At 71.7% G+C, this 20953-nt stretch carries 21 protein-coding genes (1 of these 21 running past the window's edge); 9 read left to right on the top strand and 12 right to left on the bottom strand.

All coding sequences use genetic code 11. The features are described 5' to 3' along the window. Window positions 1–193: the 5' end (the start) of a DNA-3-methyladenine glycosylase gene (locus ACQPXS_RS13145; RefSeq protein ID WP_433449344.1), read on the bottom strand. 458 nt of this gene lie to the left of the window's left edge; only the first 193 of its 651 coding nucleotides appear in the window; its start codon is at window positions 191–193; the stop codon falls past the left edge of the window. Window positions 194–292: 99 nt separating this feature from the next. Here ACQPXS_RS13145 and ACQPXS_RS13150 point away from each other — a divergent pair, with 99 nt between their 5' ends. The 3 genes from ACQPXS_RS13150 (at window position 293) to ACQPXS_RS13160 (ending at window position 2335) form a co-directional block, all read left to right on the top strand. Then, complete coding sequence (locus tag ACQPXS_RS13150; protein WP_433449345.1) at window positions 293–1075, top strand: sporulation protein; 783 nt, start codon at window positions 293–295, stop codon at window positions 1073–1075. Between the two features lie 45 nt (window positions 1076–1120). Further along, window positions 1121–1660, top strand: coding sequence for a YbhB/YbcL family Raf kinase inhibitor-like protein (locus ACQPXS_RS13155; RefSeq protein ID WP_433449346.1), 540 nt, complete (start codon window positions 1121–1123; stop codon window positions 1658–1660). A 168-nt stretch (window positions 1661–1828) separates the two neighbouring features. Continuing rightward, entirely contained in the window at window positions 1829–2335 is a 507-nt protein-coding gene (locus ACQPXS_RS13160; protein WP_433449347.1) for an HNH endonuclease, read from the top strand. A 114-nt stretch (window positions 2336–2449) separates the two neighbouring features. Here the strand turns inward: ACQPXS_RS13160 and ACQPXS_RS13165 are convergent, their stop codons facing one another. The 3 genes from ACQPXS_RS13165 to ACQPXS_RS13175 form a co-directional block, all read right to left on the bottom strand. After that, on the bottom strand, window positions 2450–3418 hold the full coding sequence (locus ACQPXS_RS13165; RefSeq protein WP_356310420.1) for an SPFH domain-containing protein: 969 nt from the start codon (window positions 3416–3418) through the stop codon (window positions 2450–2452). 111 nt (window positions 3419–3529) lie between these two features. Continuing rightward, window positions 3530–3961 (bottom strand): NfeD family protein, encoded by a 432-nt coding sequence (locus ACQPXS_RS13170; RefSeq protein ID WP_351801091.1) that lies wholly within the window; start codon window positions 3959–3961, stop codon window positions 3530–3532. A gap of 95 nt (window positions 3962–4056) precedes the next feature. Then, the gene (locus tag ACQPXS_RS13175; RefSeq protein WP_365721970.1) at window positions 4057–4848 is read right to left on the bottom strand and encodes an ABC transporter ATP-binding protein; all 792 of its coding nucleotides are present in this window, start codon (window positions 4846–4848) and stop codon (window positions 4057–4059) included. Window positions 4849–4998: 150 nt separating this feature from the next. Between ACQPXS_RS13175 and ACQPXS_RS13180 the strand changes: the two genes are divergently transcribed. Beyond that, window positions 4999–5787, top strand: a complete 789-nt coding sequence (locus ACQPXS_RS13180) for a hypothetical protein (RefSeq protein WP_433449348.1) — start codon at window positions 4999–5001, stop codon at window positions 5785–5787. 150 nt (window positions 5788–5937) lie between these two features. On the opposite strand, the gene ACQPXS_RS13185 is transcribed toward ACQPXS_RS13180, so the two are convergent. The 3 genes from ACQPXS_RS13185 to ACQPXS_RS13195 form a co-directional block, all read right to left on the bottom strand. Next, window positions 5938–6183, bottom strand: coding sequence for a chaplin (locus tag ACQPXS_RS13185; RefSeq protein WP_351801086.1), 246 nt, complete (start codon window positions 6181–6183; stop codon window positions 5938–5940). Window positions 6184–6355: 172 nt separating this feature from the next. Continuing rightward, window positions 6356–6997: a response regulator transcription factor gene (locus tag ACQPXS_RS13190; RefSeq protein WP_365332530.1), complete on the bottom strand. Its 642-nt coding sequence runs from the start codon at window positions 6995–6997 to the stop codon at window positions 6356–6358. Further along, window positions 6990–8135, bottom strand: a complete 1146-nt coding sequence (locus ACQPXS_RS13195; protein ID WP_351801082.1) for a GAF domain-containing sensor histidine kinase — start codon at window positions 8133–8135, stop codon at window positions 6990–6992. Before ACQPXS_RS13195 ends, ACQPXS_RS13190 begins: the two co-directional genes overlap by 8 nt. A gap of 226 nt (window positions 8136–8361) precedes the next feature. Between ACQPXS_RS13195 and ACQPXS_RS13200 the strand changes: the two genes are divergently transcribed. From ACQPXS_RS13200 to ACQPXS_RS13210, 3 genes are all read left to right on the top strand, one after another. Then, window positions 8362–9057, top strand: a complete 696-nt coding sequence (locus tag ACQPXS_RS13200; protein WP_433449349.1) for an SDR family NAD(P)-dependent oxidoreductase — start codon at window positions 8362–8364, stop codon at window positions 9055–9057. Then, window positions 9054–10172 (top strand): S-adenosylmethionine:tRNA ribosyltransferase-isomerase, encoded by a 1119-nt coding sequence (locus tag ACQPXS_RS13205; protein WP_433449350.1) that lies wholly within the window; start codon window positions 9054–9056, stop codon window positions 10170–10172. Before ACQPXS_RS13200 ends, ACQPXS_RS13205 begins: the two co-directional genes overlap by 4 nt. A gap of 300 nt (window positions 10173–10472) precedes the next feature. After that, the gene (locus ACQPXS_RS13210) at window positions 10473–11228 is read left to right on the top strand and encodes a transglycosylase SLT domain-containing protein (RefSeq protein ID WP_433449351.1); all 756 of its coding nucleotides are present in this window, start codon (window positions 10473–10475) and stop codon (window positions 11226–11228) included. An 84-nt stretch (window positions 11229–11312) separates the two neighbouring features. On the opposite strand, the gene ACQPXS_RS13215 is transcribed toward ACQPXS_RS13210, so the two are convergent. Continuing rightward, window positions 11313–13907: an FHA domain-containing protein gene (locus tag ACQPXS_RS13215; protein WP_433449352.1), complete on the bottom strand. Its 2595-nt coding sequence runs from the start codon at window positions 13905–13907 to the stop codon at window positions 11313–11315. Window positions 13908–14149: 242 nt separating this feature from the next. Between ACQPXS_RS13215 and ACQPXS_RS13220 the strand changes: the two genes are divergently transcribed. Further along, window positions 14150–15925, top strand: a complete 1776-nt coding sequence (locus tag ACQPXS_RS13220; protein ID WP_433449353.1) for a streptophobe family protein — start codon at window positions 14150–14152, stop codon at window positions 15923–15925. 230 nt (window positions 15926–16155) lie between these two features. After that, window positions 16156–17379 (top strand): phosphoserine phosphatase SerB, encoded by a 1224-nt coding sequence (gene serB, locus ACQPXS_RS13225; RefSeq protein WP_351801070.1) that lies wholly within the window; start codon window positions 16156–16158, stop codon window positions 17377–17379. A 63-nt stretch (window positions 17380–17442) separates the two neighbouring features. On the opposite strand, the gene ACQPXS_RS13230 is transcribed toward serB, so the two are convergent. The 4 genes from ACQPXS_RS13230 to ACQPXS_RS13245 form a co-directional block, all read right to left on the bottom strand. Further along, window positions 17443–17961: a SixA phosphatase family protein gene (locus tag ACQPXS_RS13230; RefSeq protein ID WP_433449354.1), complete on the bottom strand. Its 519-nt coding sequence runs from the start codon at window positions 17959–17961 to the stop codon at window positions 17443–17445. Between the two features lie 78 nt (window positions 17962–18039). Further along, a complete protein-coding gene (locus ACQPXS_RS13235; RefSeq protein WP_351801066.1) occupies window positions 18040–18246 on the bottom strand; it encodes a hypothetical protein in 207 nt (68 codons plus the stop codon). 182 nt (window positions 18247–18428) lie between these two features. Then, the gene (locus ACQPXS_RS13240; protein ID WP_279617406.1) at window positions 18429–18548 is read right to left on the bottom strand and encodes an SGM_5486 family transporter-associated protein; all 120 of its coding nucleotides are present in this window, start codon (window positions 18546–18548) and stop codon (window positions 18429–18431) included. 993 nt (window positions 18549–19541) lie between these two features. Beyond that, complete coding sequence (locus ACQPXS_RS13245; RefSeq protein WP_433449355.1) at window positions 19542–20885, bottom strand: CynX/NimT family MFS transporter; 1344 nt, start codon at window positions 20883–20885, stop codon at window positions 19542–19544. Window positions 20886–20953 lie beyond the last annotated feature (68 nt).

The following is a 20953-nucleotide window of genomic DNA, read 5'->3' on the forward strand; positions in this document are numbered from 1 at the left end:
TGGGGCCACGGTAGGCGTGTGAGCCGGGGTCGTTCGGGCCGTCGTACGCCTCGACCTCGGTGAGGCGGACCGCGATCGGGCCGTCGGGGGTCGTACGCACCAGGACGCGGCCCAGGAGGTCCGGTGCCACCTCCAGGACCGGGCGGTCGAAGAACTCTCGGGGCAGTGGCGTACGGTCCGGGGGCGCGATCATGCCGTCCGAGGGTAATGCAGACGAGACACCGCGTCGGCGGAACCGGTCGGCGGCGGATCGCGTTTGTAGGGGTCGAGGTCCTTCGTAAAGGGAGAGTCAATGGCGTTCAAGAAGCTGCTCGCGAGCCTCGGGGCCGGCGGGGCGTCGGTCGAGACGGTGCTGACCGAGGTCAATGTCGTGCCGGGCGGTGTCGTCCAGGGTGAGGTGCGGATCCAGGGCGGGTCCGTGAACCAGGACATCGAGGGGCTGTCGGTCGGTCTGCAGGCCAGGGTCGAGGTGGAGAGCGGCGACGAGGAGTACAAGCAGAACATCGAGTTCACCAAGGTGCGGCTCGGCGGTGCCTTCGAGCTGCAGGCGGGTGCCGTGCACGCGGTGCCGTTCGGTCTGGAGATCCCCTGGGAGACGCCGGTCACGATGATCGACGGTCAGGCGCTGCGCGGGATGCACATCGGGGTCACGACCGAGCTGGCGATCGCGCGGGCCGTGGACTCCGGCGACCTGGACCCGATCAACGTCCACCCGCTGCCGGCGCAGAAGGCCATCCTGGACGCGTTCATCCAGCTGGGCTTCCGCTTCAAGAACGCGGACATGGAGCGCGGCCACATCCGGGGCACGCGGCAGCGGCTGCCCTTCTACCAGGAGATCGAGTTCCACCCGCCGTCGCAGTACCGGGGCCTGAACCAGGTCGAACTGAGCTTCGTGGCCGACGAGCACGCGATGGACGTCGTGCTGGAGATGGACAAGAAGCCGGGTCTGTTCAGCGAGGGTTCGGACACCTACCGGACGTTCCAGGTGGGCCTGAACGACTGGATGGGGACCGACTGGGCGGCTTATCTGAACCAGTGGCTGTCCGAGGTCGGCAGCAAGCGCAACTGGTTCTAGGCTCGGGAACTGCTGGTTCCAGATCATCGATCAGGAGGTACCGAGGTGACCGAGCTCAAGCGGCGGCCGCTCCCCCATGACTTCCATCCGCCCGTGCCGTCGTTCACGGTGACGAGCGCGGACATCGAGGAGGGTGCGACGCTGAAGAGCGCCCAGGTCCACGCGGAGGGCAACACCTCGCCGCACCTGCGGTGGGAGGGCTTCCCGCCGGAGACCAAGAGCTTCGCCGTCACGTGCTACGACCCCGACGCGCCGACCGGCAGCGGCTTCTGGCACTGGGTGCTGTTCGACATCCCGGCCTCCGTGACGGAGCTTCCGGCGGGTGCGGGCGGCGGCAAGTTCGAGGGCCTGCCCGAGGGTGCGGTGCATGTGCGCAACGACTACGGGACGAAGGACTTCGGTGGCGCCGCCCCGCCGCCCGGGGACGGGCCGCACCGGTACGTCTTCACGGTGTACGCGGTGGACCAGGAGAAGCTGGGTCCGGACTCCGACGTCTCTCCGGCCGTCGTCGGCTTCAATCTGCGGTTCCACGCGATCGCGCGCGCCCAGCTCATCGGTGAGTACGAGAACCCCGCGCAGGGCTGAGCGCGGCGCCGTGATTCAGCCGAGCGTTCATTGAACGTTTGCCCGCCTCCGGTCTTGGAAGTGATCGGAGGCGGGCATTTTTTATTGCGTTGTCCATCTCGGCGCGCCCGTCCAGAGTTGATCCAAGCCCGCCGGGGGGTGGGCAGATGCGCACGGGAGGTGGGCTGGATGCGGGACACGCTGGTACTGAACGCGAGCTTCGAGCCGCTGTCGACGGTGACGTTGAATCGAGCCGTCGTTCTGGTGCTCCAGGACAAGGCCGTGGTCGAGCAGGCCCACCCCAAACTGCGCATGCGCGGTGCCGATGTGGACATACCCGCGCCCCGGGTGATCAGGCTGTGCAGGTATGTACGGGTGCCGTTCCGAAGACAAGCCCCGTGGTCGAGGCGGGGCGTGCTGGTCCGGGACCGGCACCGGTGCGCGTACTGCGGGCGCAGGGCCACGACGGTGGACCATGTGGTGCCGCGGGCGCAGGGTGGGCAGGACACGTGGCTGAACACGGTTGCCGCGTGTGCGGAGGACAACCACCGGAAGGCCAACCGGACTCCCGAGGAGGCGGGTATGGCTTTGCTGCGTCAGCCTTTCGAGCCGACTCCGGCGGACGCGATGCTGTTGGCTTTGGGTGCCGAGGAGTTCGAGGCCCTGCCGGACTGGTTGGCTCGGGAGGCTGCCTGACCGGTCGCCGCAGGGGCTTGTGACGTACGTCGGCCGCGGGTGGTTCGTGGTTTCTCGCGCGGTTCCTCCGGGCCCCTGAAGGGCACGGAGGAACCCGGCGTTTCCCGGTAACCGCTAGTCGATGTTCGGCTTCTCCCGGCGCTCCGTGCCCGGGCCGTTGTTCTGTGCGGGGACGTTGGCTCCGCCGTTGCCCTGGCCGCCGCCGCCCAGGGGGCCGAAGTTGCCCATGGCGCCGGACAGGCCCTTGAGGGCGTCGCCGATTTCGCTGGGCACGATCCAGAGCTTGTTGGCGTCGCCCTCGGCGATCTTCGGGAGCATCTGCAGGTACTGGTAGGACAGGAGCTTCTGGTCCGGGTCGCCGGCGTGGATGGCCTCGAAGACCGTACGGACCGCCTGGGCCTCGCCCTCGGCGCGCAGGGCGGCGGCCTTGGCCTCACCCTCGGCGCGCAGGATCTGGGACTGCTTCTCGCCCTCGGCGGTGAGGATGGCGGCCTGGCGCGTACCTTCGGCGGTGAGGATCGCGGCGCGCTTGTCACGGTCGGCGCGCATCTGCTTCTCCATCGAGTCCTGGATGGAGGTGGGCGGTTCGATGGCCTTCAGTTCGACGCGGTTGACGCGGATGCCCCATTTGCCCGTCGCCTCGTCGAGGACGCCGCGCAGTGCGGCGTTGATCTCCTCGCGGGAGGTCAGGGTGCGTTCGAGGTCCATGCCGCCGATGATGTTGCGGAGTGTGGTGACCGTCAGCTGCTCGATGGCCTGGATGTAGCTGGCGACCTCGTAGGTGGCCGCGCGGGCGTCCGTCACCTGGTAGTAGATGACCGTGTCGATGTTGACGACCAGGTTGTCCTGGGTGATCACCGGCTGCGGCGGGAAGGGTACGACCTGTTCGCGAAGGTCGATGCGGTTGCGAATGGTGTCGATGAACGGGACCACGATGTTCAGGCCCGCGTTCAGGGTGCGTGTGTAGCGGCCGAAGCGCTCGACGATGGCGGCGCTGGCCTGTGGGATGACCTGGATGGTCTTGATCAGGGCGATGAAGACCAACACCACCAGAATGACCAGGACGATGATGACCGGTTCCATCGTGTTCCCCGTACCCCTCTCCGCCTCGGCGCCTTCGGCAGATCTCGTGGTTGTAGAAGATCTTGCTGGTCGAGTCTGACAGACCATTGCCCAACTCGTGGGCATGATGCCTCAGATGACGATGGCGGTGGCCCCCTCGATGTCCACGACGTCCACTTCCTGGCCCACTTCGTAGGCACGGCCGGTGTCGAGGGCGCGGGCCGACCAGATCTCCCCGGCGAGCTTGATGCGTCCGCCGGAGCCGTCGACGCGCTCCAGGACGACCGCTTGTTTGCCCTTCAGAGCGTCGACGCCGGTGGCGAGTCCGGGGAGTTGTCTGCTGTGCCGGGCCGCGATGGGGCGGACGACGGCGATGAGTGCGACGGAGACGACGACGAAGGCGAGGACCTGGATCACGGCGTCGAAGCCGAGTCCGGCGACGACCGCGGCCGCCACGGCTCCGACCGCGAGCATGCCGAACTCCGGCATGGCGGTGACCACGAGCGGGATTCCGAGCGCCGCCGCGCCGACGAGCCACCACACCCATGCGTCGATGTCGTTCACACGGTCATGGTAGGGCCGGGGTCGGGCGGCGGACAGGGCGCAAAAGGAGGCGGGACGAGCCCGGGAAGACCTGACGGAAGGTCACGGGCGAAGGGTCAGGACAGGGGCAGGCCCTGGGCCGTCCAGCGGTCGCCGACCTGCTCGACGACGAGCGGCAGGCCGAAGCAGAGGGAGAGGTTGCGGGAGGTCAGTTCCAGCTCGATCGGGCCGGCGGCGAGGACCTTGCCCTGGCGGATCATCAGGACGTGGGTGAAGCCGGGGGCGATCTCCTCGACGTGGTGCGTCACCATGATCATCGAGGGGGCGACGGGGTCGCGGGCGAGCCGGCCGAGGCGGCGGACCAGGTCCTCGCGGCCACCGAGGTCGAGGCCCGCGGCGGGCTCGTCCAGCAGCAGCAGCTCGGGGTCGGTCATCAGGGCGCGGGCGATCAGGGTGCGCTTGCGCTCGCCCTCGGAGAGGGTGCCGAAGCGGCGGTCGAGGTAGTCGCTCATGCCGAGGCGGTCGAGGAAGGCGCGGGCGCGCTGCTCGTCGACCTCGTCGTACTCCTCCTGCCAGTGGGCGGTCATGCCGTAGGCGGCCGTGAGCACCGTCTCCAGGACCGTCTGGCGCTTGGGGAGCTTCTCGGCCATGGCGATGCCGGCCACGCCGATGCGGGGGCGCAGCTCGAAGACGTCGACCTTGCCGAGGGTGTCGCCGAGGATGGTGGCGGTGCCCTTGCTGGGGAAGAGGTAGCTGGAGGCGACGTTCAGGAGGGTGGTCTTGCCGGCGCCGTTGGGTCCGAGGATGACCCAGCGCTCGCCCTCCTTCACCGACCAGGAGACCTGGTCCACCAGAGCCCGGCCCTCGCGGACCACGGATACGTCCTGAAGCTCCAGAACATCGCTCATGAGCGCGTTGTCTCCCCTTGCAGTGTGGCCGGTCTCGGCTGTCGCGTACGCCTGTGGCTCGGTCCGCCGCACCTGTGGGCGCAGCCCTTATGAAATCTACGCCACGAGTGCCCCGCTCCATTCCATCGGTCCGGTCCTTAGGGTGGGGGCATGCTCACGGAACCGCGTTCAGGACGCCTTGCCGCTTGGGGAAATGCCCTTTTGGCCGGACTTGTCTCTCCGGATGACGCCGCGCTCGCCATTGTGGGCGAGGACACCGTGCACCGGGTGGAGGGACTGCCCGGGGAGTCCGCGCAGGTCGGGCTCACGCTCGCGCTGGGGCGGCTGCGGACGCTGGGGGCGACCGGGCTGCGGGTCGCGCTGCCGGCGCCGGGGCATCCGCTGGGGTTGAGCGGTCCGCCCGAGTTCAATGCGCGGGCACTGGAGGCCGAGGAGGCGGTGGTCTGCCACGGCGCCGCGCTCGGGCTGGTTCCGGAGGTCTACGAGGCCGGGCCGGAGGGTGATGTGCATGCCGAGGTGGTCTGGCATGTGCTGTCCGTGCGGGAGGCGCCGCCCGCCGACGTGCCGTCGCTGGGCGAGGCCGAGCGGGAGCTGGCGGAGGCGCTGCGGGAGGCGACCGAGGTGCTGTCGAAGCTGGACGTCGCCGGGTCGGGTCCGGTGGCCGAGGCGGCGATCGACGCGTACCGGGCGCGGGCCGAGCGGGGGCGGGAGGTGCTGGCGCCGGGGTATCCGCCGCGTGCGGTACGGGTGCTGGAGCTGGCGCAGCGGGTCGCGCTGCTGGTGTCGCTGGCGTACGGCAACGGACACGGGGGTGCGGTCAGTTCCAGCGAGATGGCGGCGCGCGCGGAGGCGTTGCGGCCGGTGGAGCGGACGGCGCGGCGGGCGCAGGTGGCGGCGTACAACTCGATCGTGGAGGAGCGGGAGCGGGGAGCCCGGTAACCGGATGGTGGGGGCGGTGGCACCGGCTGGGGCGCGAGGCCGTATCGACATGCGGCTCCACCCGCGGGGGTGCGCCTCCCGAGTGGACGGCAGACGACAGCAGGCCTCCCGGTAGGGACCGGGAGGCCTCTGGTCGGTGTCGGCCGGAGCTCAGTGGTTGAGGCCGAGGTTGCCGAAGGCCGGGTTCAGCACGCCGATGACGCTCACGCTGTTGCCGACCGCGTTCACCGGGACGTGCACCGGGACCTGGACGACGTTGCCCGAACCGACGCCCGGGGAGCCGTGGGCCTCGCCGCCGGCCCAGCTGCCGGTCGTGGCGGAGGCCATGCCCGCACCGGCGGCCACGAGGCCACCGGCCACCATCGTCACGGCGGCTGCCTTCTTCAGGTTCTTCACTTTCCAACCCCTCCTAGGCGGTCACCGCGGCGGTTCGCCGCGGCACGCACTGGAGAACGGCGGAGATCGTCGGAGGATGCGCCATCCGGGTGACATTCCCACGACGGTATGAATCTCAGTCCGGAGTGGAACCCTCCGTATTGCCGGGGCGCCCCGGCGCGCACGGCGCGTTTCAGCCGGTCACTCCGTGCCGTACGGCCCACAGCGCGGCCTGGGTGCGGTCCGCGAGGTCGAGCTTCATCAGGATGTTGGAGACATGCGTCTTGACGGTCTTCTCGGACAGGACGAGGGCGCGGGCGATCTCGCGGTTGGAGCGGCCGTCCGCGATCAGGCCGAGCACCTCGCGCTCCCGGTCGGTGAGCGAACCGCCTCTGCTCTGGCCGGAGTTGGCCTCCTCCTGGGAGAGCAGGGCGCCCGCGACCTCGGGCTGGAGCAGGATGTGGCCGGCGTGCACGGAGCGGATGGCGCCCGCGAGGGCGTCGGGGTCCACGTCCTTGTAGACGTAACCGGCGGCGCCCGCGCGCAGGGCCGGTACGACCGTGCGCTGCTCGGTGAAGCTGGTGACGATGAGCACGCGCGCGGGGTTGTCGAGTTCGCGCAGCCGGCGCAGGGCCTCGACGCCGTCCATGCCCGGCATCTTGACGTCCATCAGGACGACGTCCGGGCGCAGTTCCTCGGCGCGGGCGACTCCCTCGGCGCCGTCGGCGGCCTCGCCGACGACCTCGATGTCGTCCTGCACCTCCAGGAAGGTGCGCAGGCCCCGGCGGACGACCTGGTGGTCGTCGACGAGCAGCACCCTGATCGCGTCAGCCACCGGGGACCTCCATCTCGATCGTGGTGCCCTTGCCGGACACCGACTCCACGGTCAGCGTGCCGCCGACCCCGCTCGCGCGGTCCCGCATGGAGACCAGGCCCAGATGCCGTCCGGCGCGGCGGACCGCCTTCGGGTCGAAGCCGCTGCCGTCGTCGGTGACGCGCAGCACGGCTCCGCAGCCGCGCCGCTGGACGCTGACGTCGACGTGGGCGGCGCCGGAGTGGCGCAGGGCGTTGTGCAGGGCTTCCTGGGCGACCCTGAGCAGGGCTTCCTCCTGAGCGGCGGGCAGGGCGCGGAAGCCGTTGCTGGTGAAGGTCACGCGCGCGGTGTGGGCGCGGTCGAGGACCTGGGTCTGGGTGCGCAGGGTGGCGATCAGACCGTCTTCGTCCAGGGCGGCGGGGCGCAACTCCACAACGGCGGCGCGCAGTTCGTCGGCGGCCTCGGCGGCGAGCGCGGCGACCTGGTGGAGTTCGCCCTTGGCGCGTGCGGGGTCGCGGTCGACGAGGGCCGCCGCGGCCTGGGCGGTCAGGCGCAGGGAGAAGAGCTTCTGGCTGACCGCGTCGTGCAGTTCGTGGGCGAGGCGGGAGCGTTCCTCGGCGATGGTGAGTTCGCGGCTGCGCTCGTAGAGCCGGGCGTTGGTGAGGGCGATGGCGGCGTGCTGGGCGAGGATGGCGAGCAGTTCCTCGTCCTCCTCGGTGAAGCCGCAGGTCCCGTCCCGCCTGGGACAGTTCTTGTTCGCCAGGAAGAGGGCTCCGATGACCTCGTCGCCGTCGCGGATGGGCAGGCCGAGGAAGTCGGCCAGGTCCGGGTGCGCGGCCGGCCAGCCCTCGAAGCGGGGGTCCTTGCGCACGTCGGCGAGGCGCTCCGCCTTCGCCTCGTGCAGCATCGCGGCGAGGATGCCGTGCTGGCGCGGGAGCGGGCCGATGGCGCGCCACTGCTCGTCGCTGACGCCGTCGACGACGAACTGGGCGAAGCCGCCGTGGTCGTCGGGGACGCCGAGGGCGGCGTACTGGGCGTCGAGCAGCTCGCGGGCGGAGGCGACGATCGTCTTGAGGACATCGCGCACCTCCAGATGCCTGCTCATGGCCAGCAGCGCGGAACTGACCGCTGCGAGGCCGGACCGGGGGCGGTGACTCATGTCCTCACGGTACCGGCGGGGTGTGACAGGCGGATCGGACCTGTGGCGGCGGGGCCCGGTCCGCTGGTCCTAGGGCGGCCGGTGTAGGTCCCGGGGCCCCGGACGCGCGGTGTACGCCGAAGGGCCCCTGCGGTTTGCGGCCCGCGTCCGACGCGGCCGGGCCGGTGCCGTTCCTAGGTTGTGGTCACCGCCTGGTGGAGGCGGTAATGACGAGGGGACGGTAGTCATGCCGGTTGCGATCATCACGGGGGCCTCGAAGGGCCTCGGGCAGGCGCTCGCAGCGGCGCTGGCCGCGCGGGGCTGGGATCTGGTGCTGGACGCCCGGGGCGCCGAGGTTCTCAAGGAGGCCGCGGAGAGCATCGCCGGGCACGGCACGCGCGTGGAGGCGCTGGCGGGGGACGTGACGGATGCCGGGCACCGGGCCGCGCTGGTGGCGGCCGCGCGCCGGCTGGGCGGGGTCGACCTGCTGGTCGGCAATGCGAGCGCGCTGGGTGCCGAGCCGCTGGTGCGGCTGGCCGAGCTGTCCTTGGAGGGACTGCGGCGGGCGCTGGAGGTGAACGTGGTGGCCGCGCTGGGCCTGGTCCAGGAGGCGCTGCCGCTGCTGCGGCAGTCGCCGGCCGGGGCGGTGGTCGCGGTCAGCTCCGACGCGGCGGCCGAGGCGTACGAGACCTGGGGCGGCTACGGCGCTTCGAAGGCGGCCCTGGACCAGCTGACGGCGGTGCTGGGCGTGGAGGAGCCCGGCCTGCGGGTGTGGGCGGTGGATCCCGGGGACATGGCGACGGACCTGTACGCCGCGGCCGTACCCGACGACGACGGTCCGCGTCCGGCGCCGGACACCGTCGTTCCCGCGTTCCTGCGGCTGCTCGACGAACGGCCGGCCAGCGGGCGGTACGCGGCGCCGGCCCTGCTGGAGCGGCCATGAGGACGGGCACGGGGGTCCCCCCGCTCGAGCGAAGTCAGGAGTGGGTGAAGGTGCCGGAGGGGCTGTCCGCGCGCGTGCCCGCCGAGCAGCGCGGTCCGGGGCTGGGCCGAGACGCCGTACGGCTGCTGGTGTCGCGCGGTGCCCAGGTGACACATCACGCCTTTCCGGAGCTGCCGCTGCTGCTGCGGGCGGGGGACCTACTGGTGGTGAACACCTCGCCGACGCTGGCCGCGGCGGTGGACGCGCGCATCGGGGACGCGCGCGTGGTGGTGCATTTCTCCACGCGCGGGGACGACGGCCGGTGGGCGGTCGAGCTGCGGGAACCGGACGGTCGAGGTACCACGCGCGCGCGTACGGGCACGCGTGCGTATAGGGAAGTGATGCTGCCGGGGGCGGGGCGGCTGGTGCTGCAGGAGCCGCTCAGCCCGCGCGGGGAGCGGCTGTGGTGGGCCCGGGCGGACGGGGACGTCCTCGGGATCCTGCGCGCGCACGGGCGGCCCATTCGCTACTCCTATACGGAGCGGGACCAGCCGCTGTCCGCGTACCAGACGGTGTTCGCGCTGCCGTCGCCGGACGGGGCGGGCAGTGCGGAGATGCCGAGTGCGGCGCGCCCCTTCACCGCGGCCCTGGTGGCGGAGCTGGTGAGCCGGGGTGTGCAGTTCGCGCCGGTCACGCTGCACACGGGCGTGGCGTCGGCGGAGGCGCACGAGCCGCCGTATCCGGAGCGGTTCGCGGTGCCGGAGGCGTCGGCGCGGCTGATCAACGACGCGAGGGCGGGCGGGCGACGGGTGATCGCCGTCGGTACGACCGCCGTGCGGGCCGTGGAATCGGCGGCCGGGCAGGACGGGGTGGTGCGGGCGGCACAGGGGTGGACGGACCTGGTCGTGACGCCCGAGCGCGGGGTGCGGGTGGTGGACGGGCTGCTGACCGGGCTGCACGAGCCGGAGGCCTCGCACCTGCGGATGCTGGAGGCGGTCGCGGGTCGGCCCGCGGTCGACCGGGCCTACGAGGAGGCGCTCAGCGGGCTCTACCTGTGGCACGAGTTCGGCGACGTGCATCTCATCCTCCCGGTGGAGCACCCTCACACAACGCGTTGCGACGGCAACTCTTGGTGAAACGTCCACCTCTCCGATGTGAGCCCGAGCATAGGGCCCAGATCACGTACGACCGGGCATAGGAGATAAACCATCCCTACATGAACGGGACAGACGGCCTTGTCTGTCCCGTTTTGCCCTTCCATGATCCACTAAGGCGGATCGTACGTCACACCTTTGCATGGGAATTTTGCGCCAGCTAAGAATTGCTTCCGTCGCTCAGCGCCGTGGGTCATCGGCCCGCGGCGTTCGTGTGGGAGGAGCAGATTCCCCCGGCGGACGCAGGAGCGACCTCCGCGCTATCGAAGAGGTCCATCAGCCATGCCCAAGAACATCCTCAACCGTGCTCATAGTGCCCTGACCAAGCAGCACAAGATGGCCATCGCCGGTGTCGCCGCTCTCGGCACCGCCGCCATCGCCGTCTCGGCCGTCCCGAGCAGCGCCGACACCGTCACCACCGGCGCCCCGGCCACGACCGCCCAGGTCGCCGCCGGCACGACGCTGAAGAACGTCAAGGGCACGGTCACCGACCAGCTCGCCCCCGAGACGGTCAAGCTCGACATGTTCGCCGCGAAGAAGAAGGCAGCCGACGAGGCCGCCGCCGCCAAGCAGCGCGCCGAGGCCGCGAAGAAGGCCGCCGCGCAGAAGGCCGCCGCCGACGCCGCCAAGAAGGCCGCGCAGGCCCGCGCCGAAAAGGAGGCCGCGAGCCGCTCCACCCAGCGGGTCGACCTCCAGCCGGTCGCCGCGAAGACCTACGCCAACAACCTCGACGGCTGGATCCGTCAGGCCCTGGACATCATGAAGCAGCGCGGCATCCCCGGCTCCTACAGCGGTGTGCACCGCAACATCATGCGTGAGTCCTCGGGCAACCCGATGGCCATCAACAACTGGGACATCAACGCCCAGAACGGCATCCCGTCCAAGGGTCTGCTCCAGGTCATCGACCCGACCTTCCGCGCGTACCACGTGCCCGGCACGTCGTGGAACATCTACGACCCGGTCGCCAACATCACGGCCGCCTGCAATTACGCGGCCCACCGGTACGGCTCGATGGACAACGTCAACAGCGCGTACTGAGGGCCGGCGCGGACCTCGTACACGTGACGCCGAAGGGCGGCACCCCATCGCGGGGCGCCGCCCTTCGGCGTCGTACGGGCACGGTTACTTGCGCATGACCTCCGGCTCGTGGCGGCGCAGGAAGCGGGCCACGAAGAAGCCGCAGACCACGCCGAGCGCGATCAGCGCGATCATGTCCAGCGTCCAGGCCCCGGCGGTGTGGTTCCACAGCGGGTCCGTGCTGGTGGGGTCGTCGGTGTTCGGGGCGATGTTGTTGAAGTCCAGCGTGGCGCCGGCCGCGGCCACCGCCCAGCGCGACGGCATCAGGTACGAGAACTCGTTCACACCGAGCGTGCCGTGCAGGGTGAAGAGGCAGCCGGTGAAGACGACCTGGATGATCGCGAACATCACGAGCAGCGGCATGGTCTTCTCGGCGGTCTTCACCAGCGAGGAGATCACCAGGCCGACCATCATCGAGGTGAAGCCGAGCGCCATGATCGGCACGCACAGCTCGAACAGCGTGGAGCCGCCGAGCACGACACCCTGGTCCGGGATCTCACGGCTGGAGAAGCCGATCACACCGACCATCAGGCCCTGCAGCACCGTGACGGCGCCGAGGACGACCACCTTCGACATCAGGTACGCCGACCGGGACAGGCCGGTCGCGCGCTCCCGCTCGTAGATCACCCGTTCCTTGATCAGCTCACGCACGGAGTTCGCGGCGCCCGCGAAGCACGCGCCGACGGCCAGGATCAGCAGCACGGTGGTGGCCGTGCCGTTGGGGATGTGCGTGCCGGTCCTCGGATTGACCGCCGCGTTGACCAGCAGGCCCCGCTTGTGGTCGATCAGCAGGCTGACCGCGCCGAGCACCGCCGGCAGGATCACCGTCAGCGCCAGGAAACCCTTGTCGGACACGATGACCGACACATAGCGCCGGATCAGGGTCATCAGCTGCGAGCCCCAGCTCTGCGGCTTGGGCGGCTTCATGGCCTGCGGCGGAGGCATGTGTACGGCCTGCGGGGCGACCGAGTCCACGTCCGCGGCGTACATCTGGTAGTGCTGCGAGCCCTTCCAGCGGCCCGCCCAGTCGTAGTCGCGGTAGTTCTCGAAGGCGGAGAAGACGTCGGCCCAGCTGTCGTAGCCGAAGAAGTTCAGCGCCTCCTCCGGCGGGCCGAAGTAGGCGACCGCACCGCCCGGCGCCATCACCAGCAGCTTGTCGCACAGCGCCAGCTCGGCCACCGAGTGGGTCACCACGAGGACCGTACGGCCGTCGTCGGCGAGGCCGCGCAGCAGCTGCATGACGTCGCGGTCCATGCCCGGGTCGAGACCCGAGGTCGGCTCGTCCAGGAAGATCAGCGACGGCTTGGTGAGCAGCTCCAGGGCCACCGAGACACGCTTGCGCTGGCCGCCGGAGAGGGAGGTGACCTTCTTGTCCTTGTGCACGTCGAGCTTGAGCTCGCGCAGCACCTCGTCGATGCGGGCGTCGCGCTCGGCCGCGGTGGTGTCGGCCGGGAAGCGCAGCTTGGCCGCGTACTTCAGCGCCTTCTTGACGCTCAGCTCCTTGTGCAGGATGTCGTCCTGCGGGACCAGACCGATACGCTGGCGCAGCTCGGCGAACTGCTTGTACAGGTTGCGGTTGTCGTAGAGGACCTCGCCCTGGTTGGCGGGCCGGTAGCCGGTGAGCGCCTTGAGCAGGGTCGACTTGCCGGAGCCGGACGGGCCGATGACCGCGATCAGGGACTTCTCCGGGACGCCGAAGGAGACGTCCTTGAGGATCTGCTTGCCGCCGTCGACCGTGACGGTCAGATGGCGCGCGGAGAAGGAGACCTCACCGGTGTCGACGAACTCCTCGAGCCGGTCGCCGACGATCCGGAAGGTGGAGTGGCCGACGCCGACGATGTCGGCCGGGCCCAGCTGCACCGAGCCGCCCTTGGGGATCGGCTGGCCGTTGACGTAGGTGCCGTTGTGCGAGCCGAGGTCGCGGATCTCCAGCCGGCCGTCGGGCGTGGCGTGGAACTCGGCGTGGTGCCGGGAGACCTGCAGGTCGGAGACGACCAGGTCGTTCTCCAGGGCACGGCCGATGCGCATCACCCTGCCGACGGCGAACTGGTGGAACGTGGTGGGGCTGCGGTCGCCGTAGACCGGCGGCGCCCCCGCGGCACCACCGGGCGTCTTCTGCGCGTACTGCTCCGCGGGCCCCGCCTGCTGCTGCGGGAACGCGGGCGCCTGCTGCGGCCAGCCCTGCTGCGGCTGCTGGGCGGGCGCCTGGTGCGGTACGGCCTGCTGCGGGGCCGGTGCCTGCTGGGCCTGCGGCTGTGCGGCCTGCGGAGAGGCGGGTGCCTGCTGGGCCCAGCCCGGCGCCCCGGCGCCCTGCGCCGCGTACGGTGCCGGCTGCTGCCGGCCGACCGCGGCGCCCGACAGGTTCAGCCGCGGTCCGTCCGTCGCGTTGCCGAGGTGCAGCGACGCGCCCGGCCCGATCTCCATCTGCTGGATCCGCCGGCCCTGCACGAACGTGCCGTTGGTGCTGCCGTGGTCCTCGATGACCCAACTGCGGCCGTTGAAGCTGACCGTGGCGTGCCGCCAGGACACCCTGGCGTCGTCGAAGACGATGTCACCCTGCGGATCGCGGCCGAGGGTATAGGGCCTGGACGGGTCCAACGTCCAGGTCCGTCCGTTTGATTCCAGTACGAGTTCCGGCACTCCATGCCCCACTGAGTTGTCCCCCGAATTACCCCCATCACAGGGAGTCTAGGGATGTCGAACATCGGGGGGAACTATTTCAGGCTCGGCCCGCTGACCGAAACCCGGGCCTTGTGGACGGGCGCCCGCGCACGCTTCAACTCGCCCCGTTGACGGGGTTGAAACCGGGCCGGAGAGTGGTAATCCCGGCGTGGGGGGACAAGCGCGGCTCCGGTGCCGCGCCGCGGATCGGGGGGTCTGCCATGAGGTCTGCCACGAACGCCGAGACCGCGCCGCGCGCCACGACGGTGCCCTGGACGGACGTCCTGCTGTCCGCGATCGCCGCGGTGAGCTGGGCGTTGATCGGGATGGCGGGCACGGCCGCGCTCGGCCTGCACCTCCTGCGAGCGGACACGGCAGGCTCACTGGGCCCCATGACAGCGGCCGTTGTGGCACTCGGGGCGGGTGGGTCGGTCACGCCGTCGGGCGATGTGTCCGCGTTCGGTCTGCAGGGCGCCGAGGCCCACACCGCCATCGAGATCACGCCACTCGGGGTGAGCCTGGCCGGTGCCCTGCTGCTGTCGTGGTTCTTCCTGCGGTCCTTGCGCACGGCCGGAGTTGTCGTCGCGCCCGCCGAACTCCTCGCCCGCGCGGGCACGGTGACCGCGCTCTTCGTCGCCCTGCTGGGCGGTCTCGGCTGGGCGGGGCACGACGTCGTCACCATCGACGGCGGCTCGCTCAGGCTGGACCGGCTGCCGGGCACGGGCGGCACGGAAAGCGGCGGACTGAGCATCCCCGGCCTCGGCGACGTGAGCGGACTGCTGCCGAACCGGATCGGCGACCTCGTCCACGCCAAGGCCGCGGTCGGCTTCACCGTGGACACGTCGGCCACGCTGCTCGGCGGCGCACTCTGGTGTGCCGGCGTCCTGCTGATCGCCCTGCTCGCCTCCCGGCGCGCACCCCTGCCACCGGGCTGGTCCGTCGTGCACCGGGCGGTACGGCCGGCGGTCTCGGCGCTCGTCACCGTGCTGCTGGTGGCCGTGGCGGCCGGGCTCGCGGCGGCGGCGTACGCGGCGACCGGCGACGACCACCCCGGGCGGATCGCCGGCGCGGCCCTGCTCGGCGCGCCGAACGGGGTCTGGCTCGGCCTTCCCCTCGGTCTCCTCGTCCCCTGGGACGGCCACGCCACCGGTGTCCTCGGCAGGTCCCTGCCCCACCCGCTGGACCGGCTCCTGTCCGCGCACACCGATCAGCCGGTGACGCTGGGCCGGCTGGCCGACCTGGACGGCCGGGTGTGGCTGCTGGCCCTGGCCGCGGCACTGGCGATGCTGCTGGCCGGCGTCCTGACGGCGGTCCGCACACCGGTGGTGCGGCAGGCCGACAGCGCTCTCGCTTTCGCCGCCCGGTGCGGACTGCGCCTGGGCATCACGACCGCGCTCGCCCTCCCCCTGCTCGCCTGGCTGACGTCCGTGTCCCTGACCGCCTCGCTGTCCGTACTCGGCCTCGACGCCTTCGGCGCGGGCCTCGACCTGCACGGCCACCTCGGCCTCGCCCTGCGGCTCGGCGCGGCGTGGGGCGCGGGGGCCGGTGTGATCGGCTCCCTGACGGCTTGGGCGACCGGGGCGGCAGGGGGACGGGCGGCTCGGGCGGCTCGGGGGGTGCGGGGGAACGGGGGGAGCTTGGGATACGACGGGGACGGTGGTGCCGGAGGTGTCGGGCGTGTCGGGCCGTACGCGCCGAGCACGCCGTACCGGCCGCCGAACCCGGACACGAATCCCTATCTGCGGGTGCCGCAGGCCCTCCAGGTGCCACAGGACCTGCGCGAGGAGCCGCGGGACGCCGGGCCCGCCGCCGGGGACGACATGTACGGCGCCCCGACCATCGCCCGGCCGCTCGACGAGGCTCCCCCGCCGCCCCGACGCCGTCCTCCGGCACGGCGAGGTGATCGTTCGCAGGGGTCGGACGGCACCGAATGGCCACCGCCGCCCCCTCCGCCGCCACCCCCGGCACCGCCCGGGGAGCCGAAGCGCCGCGGCTGAGTCGGCGGGAGGCCGCGCCCGACGCGGGTTCGGTGCGACCGACTCTCCTGCCCATGCCCGTCGGGGCATCTCATGGCACAGTCGTGGTGGGGCCGGGGGCCGCCGTGTGCGGGCGGGCGGTGTCTCCCGGTGGCAAGATCCCTGACACCGGCGCGACATCCATTGTTCCGTGTCCGTCAGTCGGACCTCGACGGCGGACGGCACTGGGTGCCGGATACGGTGGTGACACCATGAGCGCTTCGCAGACCTCCGCTGAACAGACCCCCGAGGTCCCCACCCTCCTCGTCAAGATCTTCGGCAAGGACCGGCCGGGCATCACGGCAGGCCTCTTCGACACCCTCGCCGCCTACGTCGTCGACGTGGTCGACATCGAGCAGGTCGTCACCCGGGGCCGCCTGGTGCTGTGCGCGCTGGTGACGCAGCCGCCGGCCGGCCTGGAGGGCGACCTCAGGGCCACCGTGCACAGCTGGGCCGAGTCGATGAAGATGCAGGCGGAGATCATCTCCGGGCACGGCGACAACCGGCCGCGCGGCCTCGGACGCTCGCTGGTGACCGTGCTCGGCCATCCGCTGACCGCCGAGTCGACGGCCGCCATCGCCGACCGGATCGCGAAGGCCGGCGGCAACATCGACCGTATCTTCCGGCTCGCCAAGTATCCGGTGACGGCAGTGGAGTTCGCGGTCTCCGGCGTGGAGACCGAGCCGCTGCGCACGGCCCTGGTCACGGACGCGGCGGCACTGGGTGTCGACGTCGCGGTCGTCGCGGCGGGCCTGCACCGGCGGGCTCAGCGCCTGGTGGTCATGGACGTGGACTCCACGCTGATCCAGGACGAGGTCATCGAGCTGTTCGCGGCGCACGCCGGCTGCGAGGACAAGGTCGCCGAGGTCACGGCGGCGGCGATGCGCGGGGAACTGGACTTCGAGCAGTCGCTGCACGCGCGCGTGGCGCTGCTGAAGGGGCTGGACGCCTCCGTGGTGGAGAAGGTCCGCAACGAGGTCCGGCTGACGCCGGGCGCCCGGACCCTGATCCGCACGCTGAAGCGGCTCGGCTACCAGGTCGGGGTCGTCTCCGGTGGCTTCACCCAGGTCACGGACGATCTGAAGGAACGGCTGGGCCTGGACTTCGCGCAGGCCAACACGCTGGAGATCGTCGACGGCAAGCTCACCGGCCGGGTCACCGGCGAGATCGTGGACCGCGCGGGCAAGGCGCGGCTGCTGCGCCGGTTCGCCGCGGAGGCGGGGGTGCCGCTGTCGCAGACGGTGGCGATCGGCGACGGCGCGAACGACCTGGACATGCTGAACGCGGCCGGTCTGGGCGTCGCCTTCAACGCCAAGCCGGTGGTCCGCCAGGCGGCGCACACGGCGGTGAACTTCCCCTTCCTCGACACGGTCCTGTATCTGCTGGGCGTCACCCGCGAAGAGGTCGAGGCGGCCGACACGCACGACGAGGGCTGAACCGGCCCGGATGCGCAGGGGCCCGGCACCTTCGCGGTGCCGGGCCCCTGCGCACGGGTGGGATCACTCGGCGGGCGCCCAGTAGTCCCTGAGGATGGCCACGCCCGGCTCCAGGCTCTTCCAGGGGCCGTCGAAGGACAGCAGCGCGAAACCGGCGGCCGGGAAACCGCGGCGGTCCATCCGGTCGCGGGCGTCGCCCTCGGCCGTGCCGGACAGGATGTCGGCCAGGCCGTGGACGCCCGGGTTGTGGCCGATCAGGATCAGGTTCCGCACGTCGTCCGGAGTCTCGTTCAGCACGGCGATCAGTTCGCCGGGCGAGGCCTCGTAGACCCGCTCCTCGTAGACGGTTTTCGGCCGGTGCGCCAGCTCGTGGACGGCGAGCTTCCAGGTCTCGCGGGTCCGGTTGGCGGTGGAGCACAGGGCCAGGTCGAAGGTGATACCGGTGTCGGCCAGCTTGCGTCCGGCCACCGCGGCGTCCTTGCGGCCCCGCTCGGCGAGCGGGCGCTCGTGATCGGACACCTGGGGCCAGTCGGCTTTCGCATGCCGGAGGAGGACGATACTGCGAGGTTCTGCGGCGCTCATGGGACCCAGCTTCGCATGAAACAGGCCATGCGGCGCAGGGAGTTGACATGCGGATTCACCGCGTACGAAGGCTGCTGGTCAGCGCATGAGGAGTTGGTGGGCGCGCTCGAAGAGGTGGGTGATCGCCGGGTCGCCGCTCGCGGCGTGCGCGTCCGACGGGTTCAGTATCAGCGTCAGCAGTGCGATGAAGGCGAGCGCGGGGAGGGCGAGGGCCCACCAGGGCAGCCGGATGTCGACGCCGCCCGTGGTCGCCGGGTGGGGCCGGGAGTGGGTGCGGGCCGACATGATCGCCTCCGTGGGTCTTCGAGCGGGTCCGTGACCGTGTCGTGCGGTCACATCTCGAAGCTACGGAATCCGGGGCGGCCAACCCATCCGGACTTCCACCCAGTTGACCCTGACCCTTTCCCCCTAGGGGATGGTGGAGCTAGCCCCACCATCCGCCGGGGACGCGGGCCGGGACGCCGTCGTCACGGGGAGGCGAGGGTCGCGATGACGGCGATGATCACGAAGATGGCGAAGAACGAGCCGAAGACGATCAGCATCTTCTTCTGGCCGTTCTGCGGGTTCGGGTCGAGCACAGGCTGCATGCGCCCAGTCTCGCACCCTCCGCTCCGCGGGGGTCGGCCGGGGGCGGACAGTGGCCCCGCGGGGACCCCCGGGCGCGGGGCGTCCCTCGCTCACGCCCACGCCCACGCCGGGAGCGAGCCGACCGATCGCCCGTTCGTCCGGCTCGGACCTGCCACGAGCGGGCACCGCCGCCCTCACCGACCCGCCGGTGCGGGCCGGCCCGTCTCCCCCACCGGTCCACGGACGACCGACGGGGCCATCCACACGGGCACGCCCCGGCCACCCTCCGCGGGGGGCGGTGCGTCGCGCGCCTGGTCCTGGCCGGGGCGGTGCGTCGCCCCTCCGATCGTGGGGCGCCGGTGCGCAATCGGCCGACAGTGCCTCGCACCCTCCAGCCCAAGCCGACACGCTCAGCGCGTCACCCCCTGGCCGGGGCATCGCGTCACCCGCCCGGTCCTGGCCGGGGCAGGCAGCGCGACGTGCCTCCGATCCTGGCGGGGGTGAGCCCGTCGCCCCTCCGATCGTGGGGCGCCGGTGCGCGGTCGGCGGGCAGTGCCTCGCGCCCTCCAGCCCAAGCCGACACGCTCAGCGCGTCACCCCCTGGTCCTGGCCGGGAGCCAGCGCATCGTCCCTCCGATCGCGGGGCGGTGCCACGCATCCTCCAGCCGAAGCGAGCCGACACGCTCAGCGCGTCACCCCCAGCCCAGCCCCCAAGCAGCGCCGACCAGCGCATCGCCCCCCCTCCGGGCCCGGCGGGAAAGGTGGCGCCGATCGACGCATCGAGCCCTCCCACGCCAACGGGCAAGCCGGCGCCACGAGCCCCCACCTCAGCCACCATGCTCAGCGCATCGCGTCCTCGGGCCACAGACCGGTCCGCTGCTCAGTGCACCGCGCTCCGGCCCCAGAGGACAAGCCCTCCCCCCAACCCACCACGCCCAGCACTTCGCCTCCGCCAGCCGAGACCGGACCGCTCAACGCATCGCGCCCCCGCATCCCCCTGGTCCGCCCCCGGGTCAGGGTGCCGTCGCCTCGTCCTCCACCGTGCGGTTGCGGCCCGCCAGGAAGCCCACCGCCATCTGCGGCAGCATCAGGCCCGTCATGAGGGCGATCGGCAGGCCCCAGCCGCCGCTGTGCTGGTAGAGCACGCCGACCAGCAGCGGGCCGGGGATGGAGATCAGATAGCCGGTGCTCTGCGCGAACGCGGACAGCTGGACCACGCCCGGCCCGCTCCGGGCCCGCATGCCGACCATCGTCAGGGCCAGCGGGAAGGCGCAGTTGGAGACTCCGAGCAGCAGCGCCCAGGCCCAGGCGCCCGCAGCCGGCGCGAAGTACAGGCCCGCGTATCCGGCGAGCCCGCACACGCCCAGGACCAGCGCGATCGGCCCCTGGTGGGGCAGCCGGGTGGCGACCCGCGGGATGACGAAGGCCAGCGGCACGCCCATCACCATGGTGACGGCGAGCAGCACGCCCGCGGTGCCGGCCGGCACGCCGGCGTCGCGGAAGATCTGCGGCATCCAGCCCATCGTGATGTAGGCGGCGGTGGCCTGGAGGCCGAAGAAGACGGCGAGCGCCCAGGCGGTACGGCTGCGGGTGATGCGCAGCGGCGCCTGCTGTGCCGCCGCCCCCACCTGCTGTGCCTCCGCGCGCTCCCGCTGCCCGGCCCGCGCGGCCCCGGCGTCGCCGCCGCGGTCCCGGAGGAGCGGCAGCCAGGGCAGCACGGCGGCGCCCGCCAGGGCGGCCCACACGGCGAGGCCGGACCGCCAGCTGCCGCCGAGGACGTCGGTCAGGGGCACGGTCACCGCGGCGGCGAGGGACGTGCCGAGGGCGAGGGCCATCGAGTAGAGGCCGGTCATGGAGCCGACCCGGTCGGGGAACCAGCGCTTGACGATGACCGGCATGAGCACGTTGCTGAGGGCGATGCCCATCAGGGCGAGCGCGCTCGCGGCCAGGAATCCGGCCGTGCTGCCGAGATACGGCCGCATCAGCAGGCCGGCGGTGATGGCGGCCATGCCGGCGCACACCACGGCGGCCGGGCCGAAGCGGCGGGCCAGCCGGGGTGCGGTGATACCGAAGACCGCGAAGCAGAGCGGGGGCACGGAGGTGAGCACGCCGGCCACGCTGCCGCTCATGCCGAGCCCGTCGCGGACCTCCTCCAGGAGCGCGCCGAGGCTCGTGATGGCCGGGCGGAGGTTCAGCGCGGACAGGACGATGCCGACGACGACCAGGCGGGTCGCCCACGCGTGCGTGCGGCCGGCGCCGGGGGTCGTCTCGGGGGCGTTCGTCGTGGCGGCCGTACCGCGTTCGGTCGGTGACATCACCGTACGGGTCTCCGCTGTCCGGGTTTCCTCACGTGCCATGAGGCCCATCATAGAATCATGGGATGATTGGTTGTCCATCCCCGCGGCGCTCCCGCCCGGGCCTCGCG

The sequence above is a fragment of the Streptomyces sp. CA-142005 genome, from assembly GCF_050942335.1.
In the GTDB taxonomy this organism is placed as follows: Bacteria; Actinomycetota; Actinomycetes; order Streptomycetales; family Streptomycetaceae; genus Streptomyces.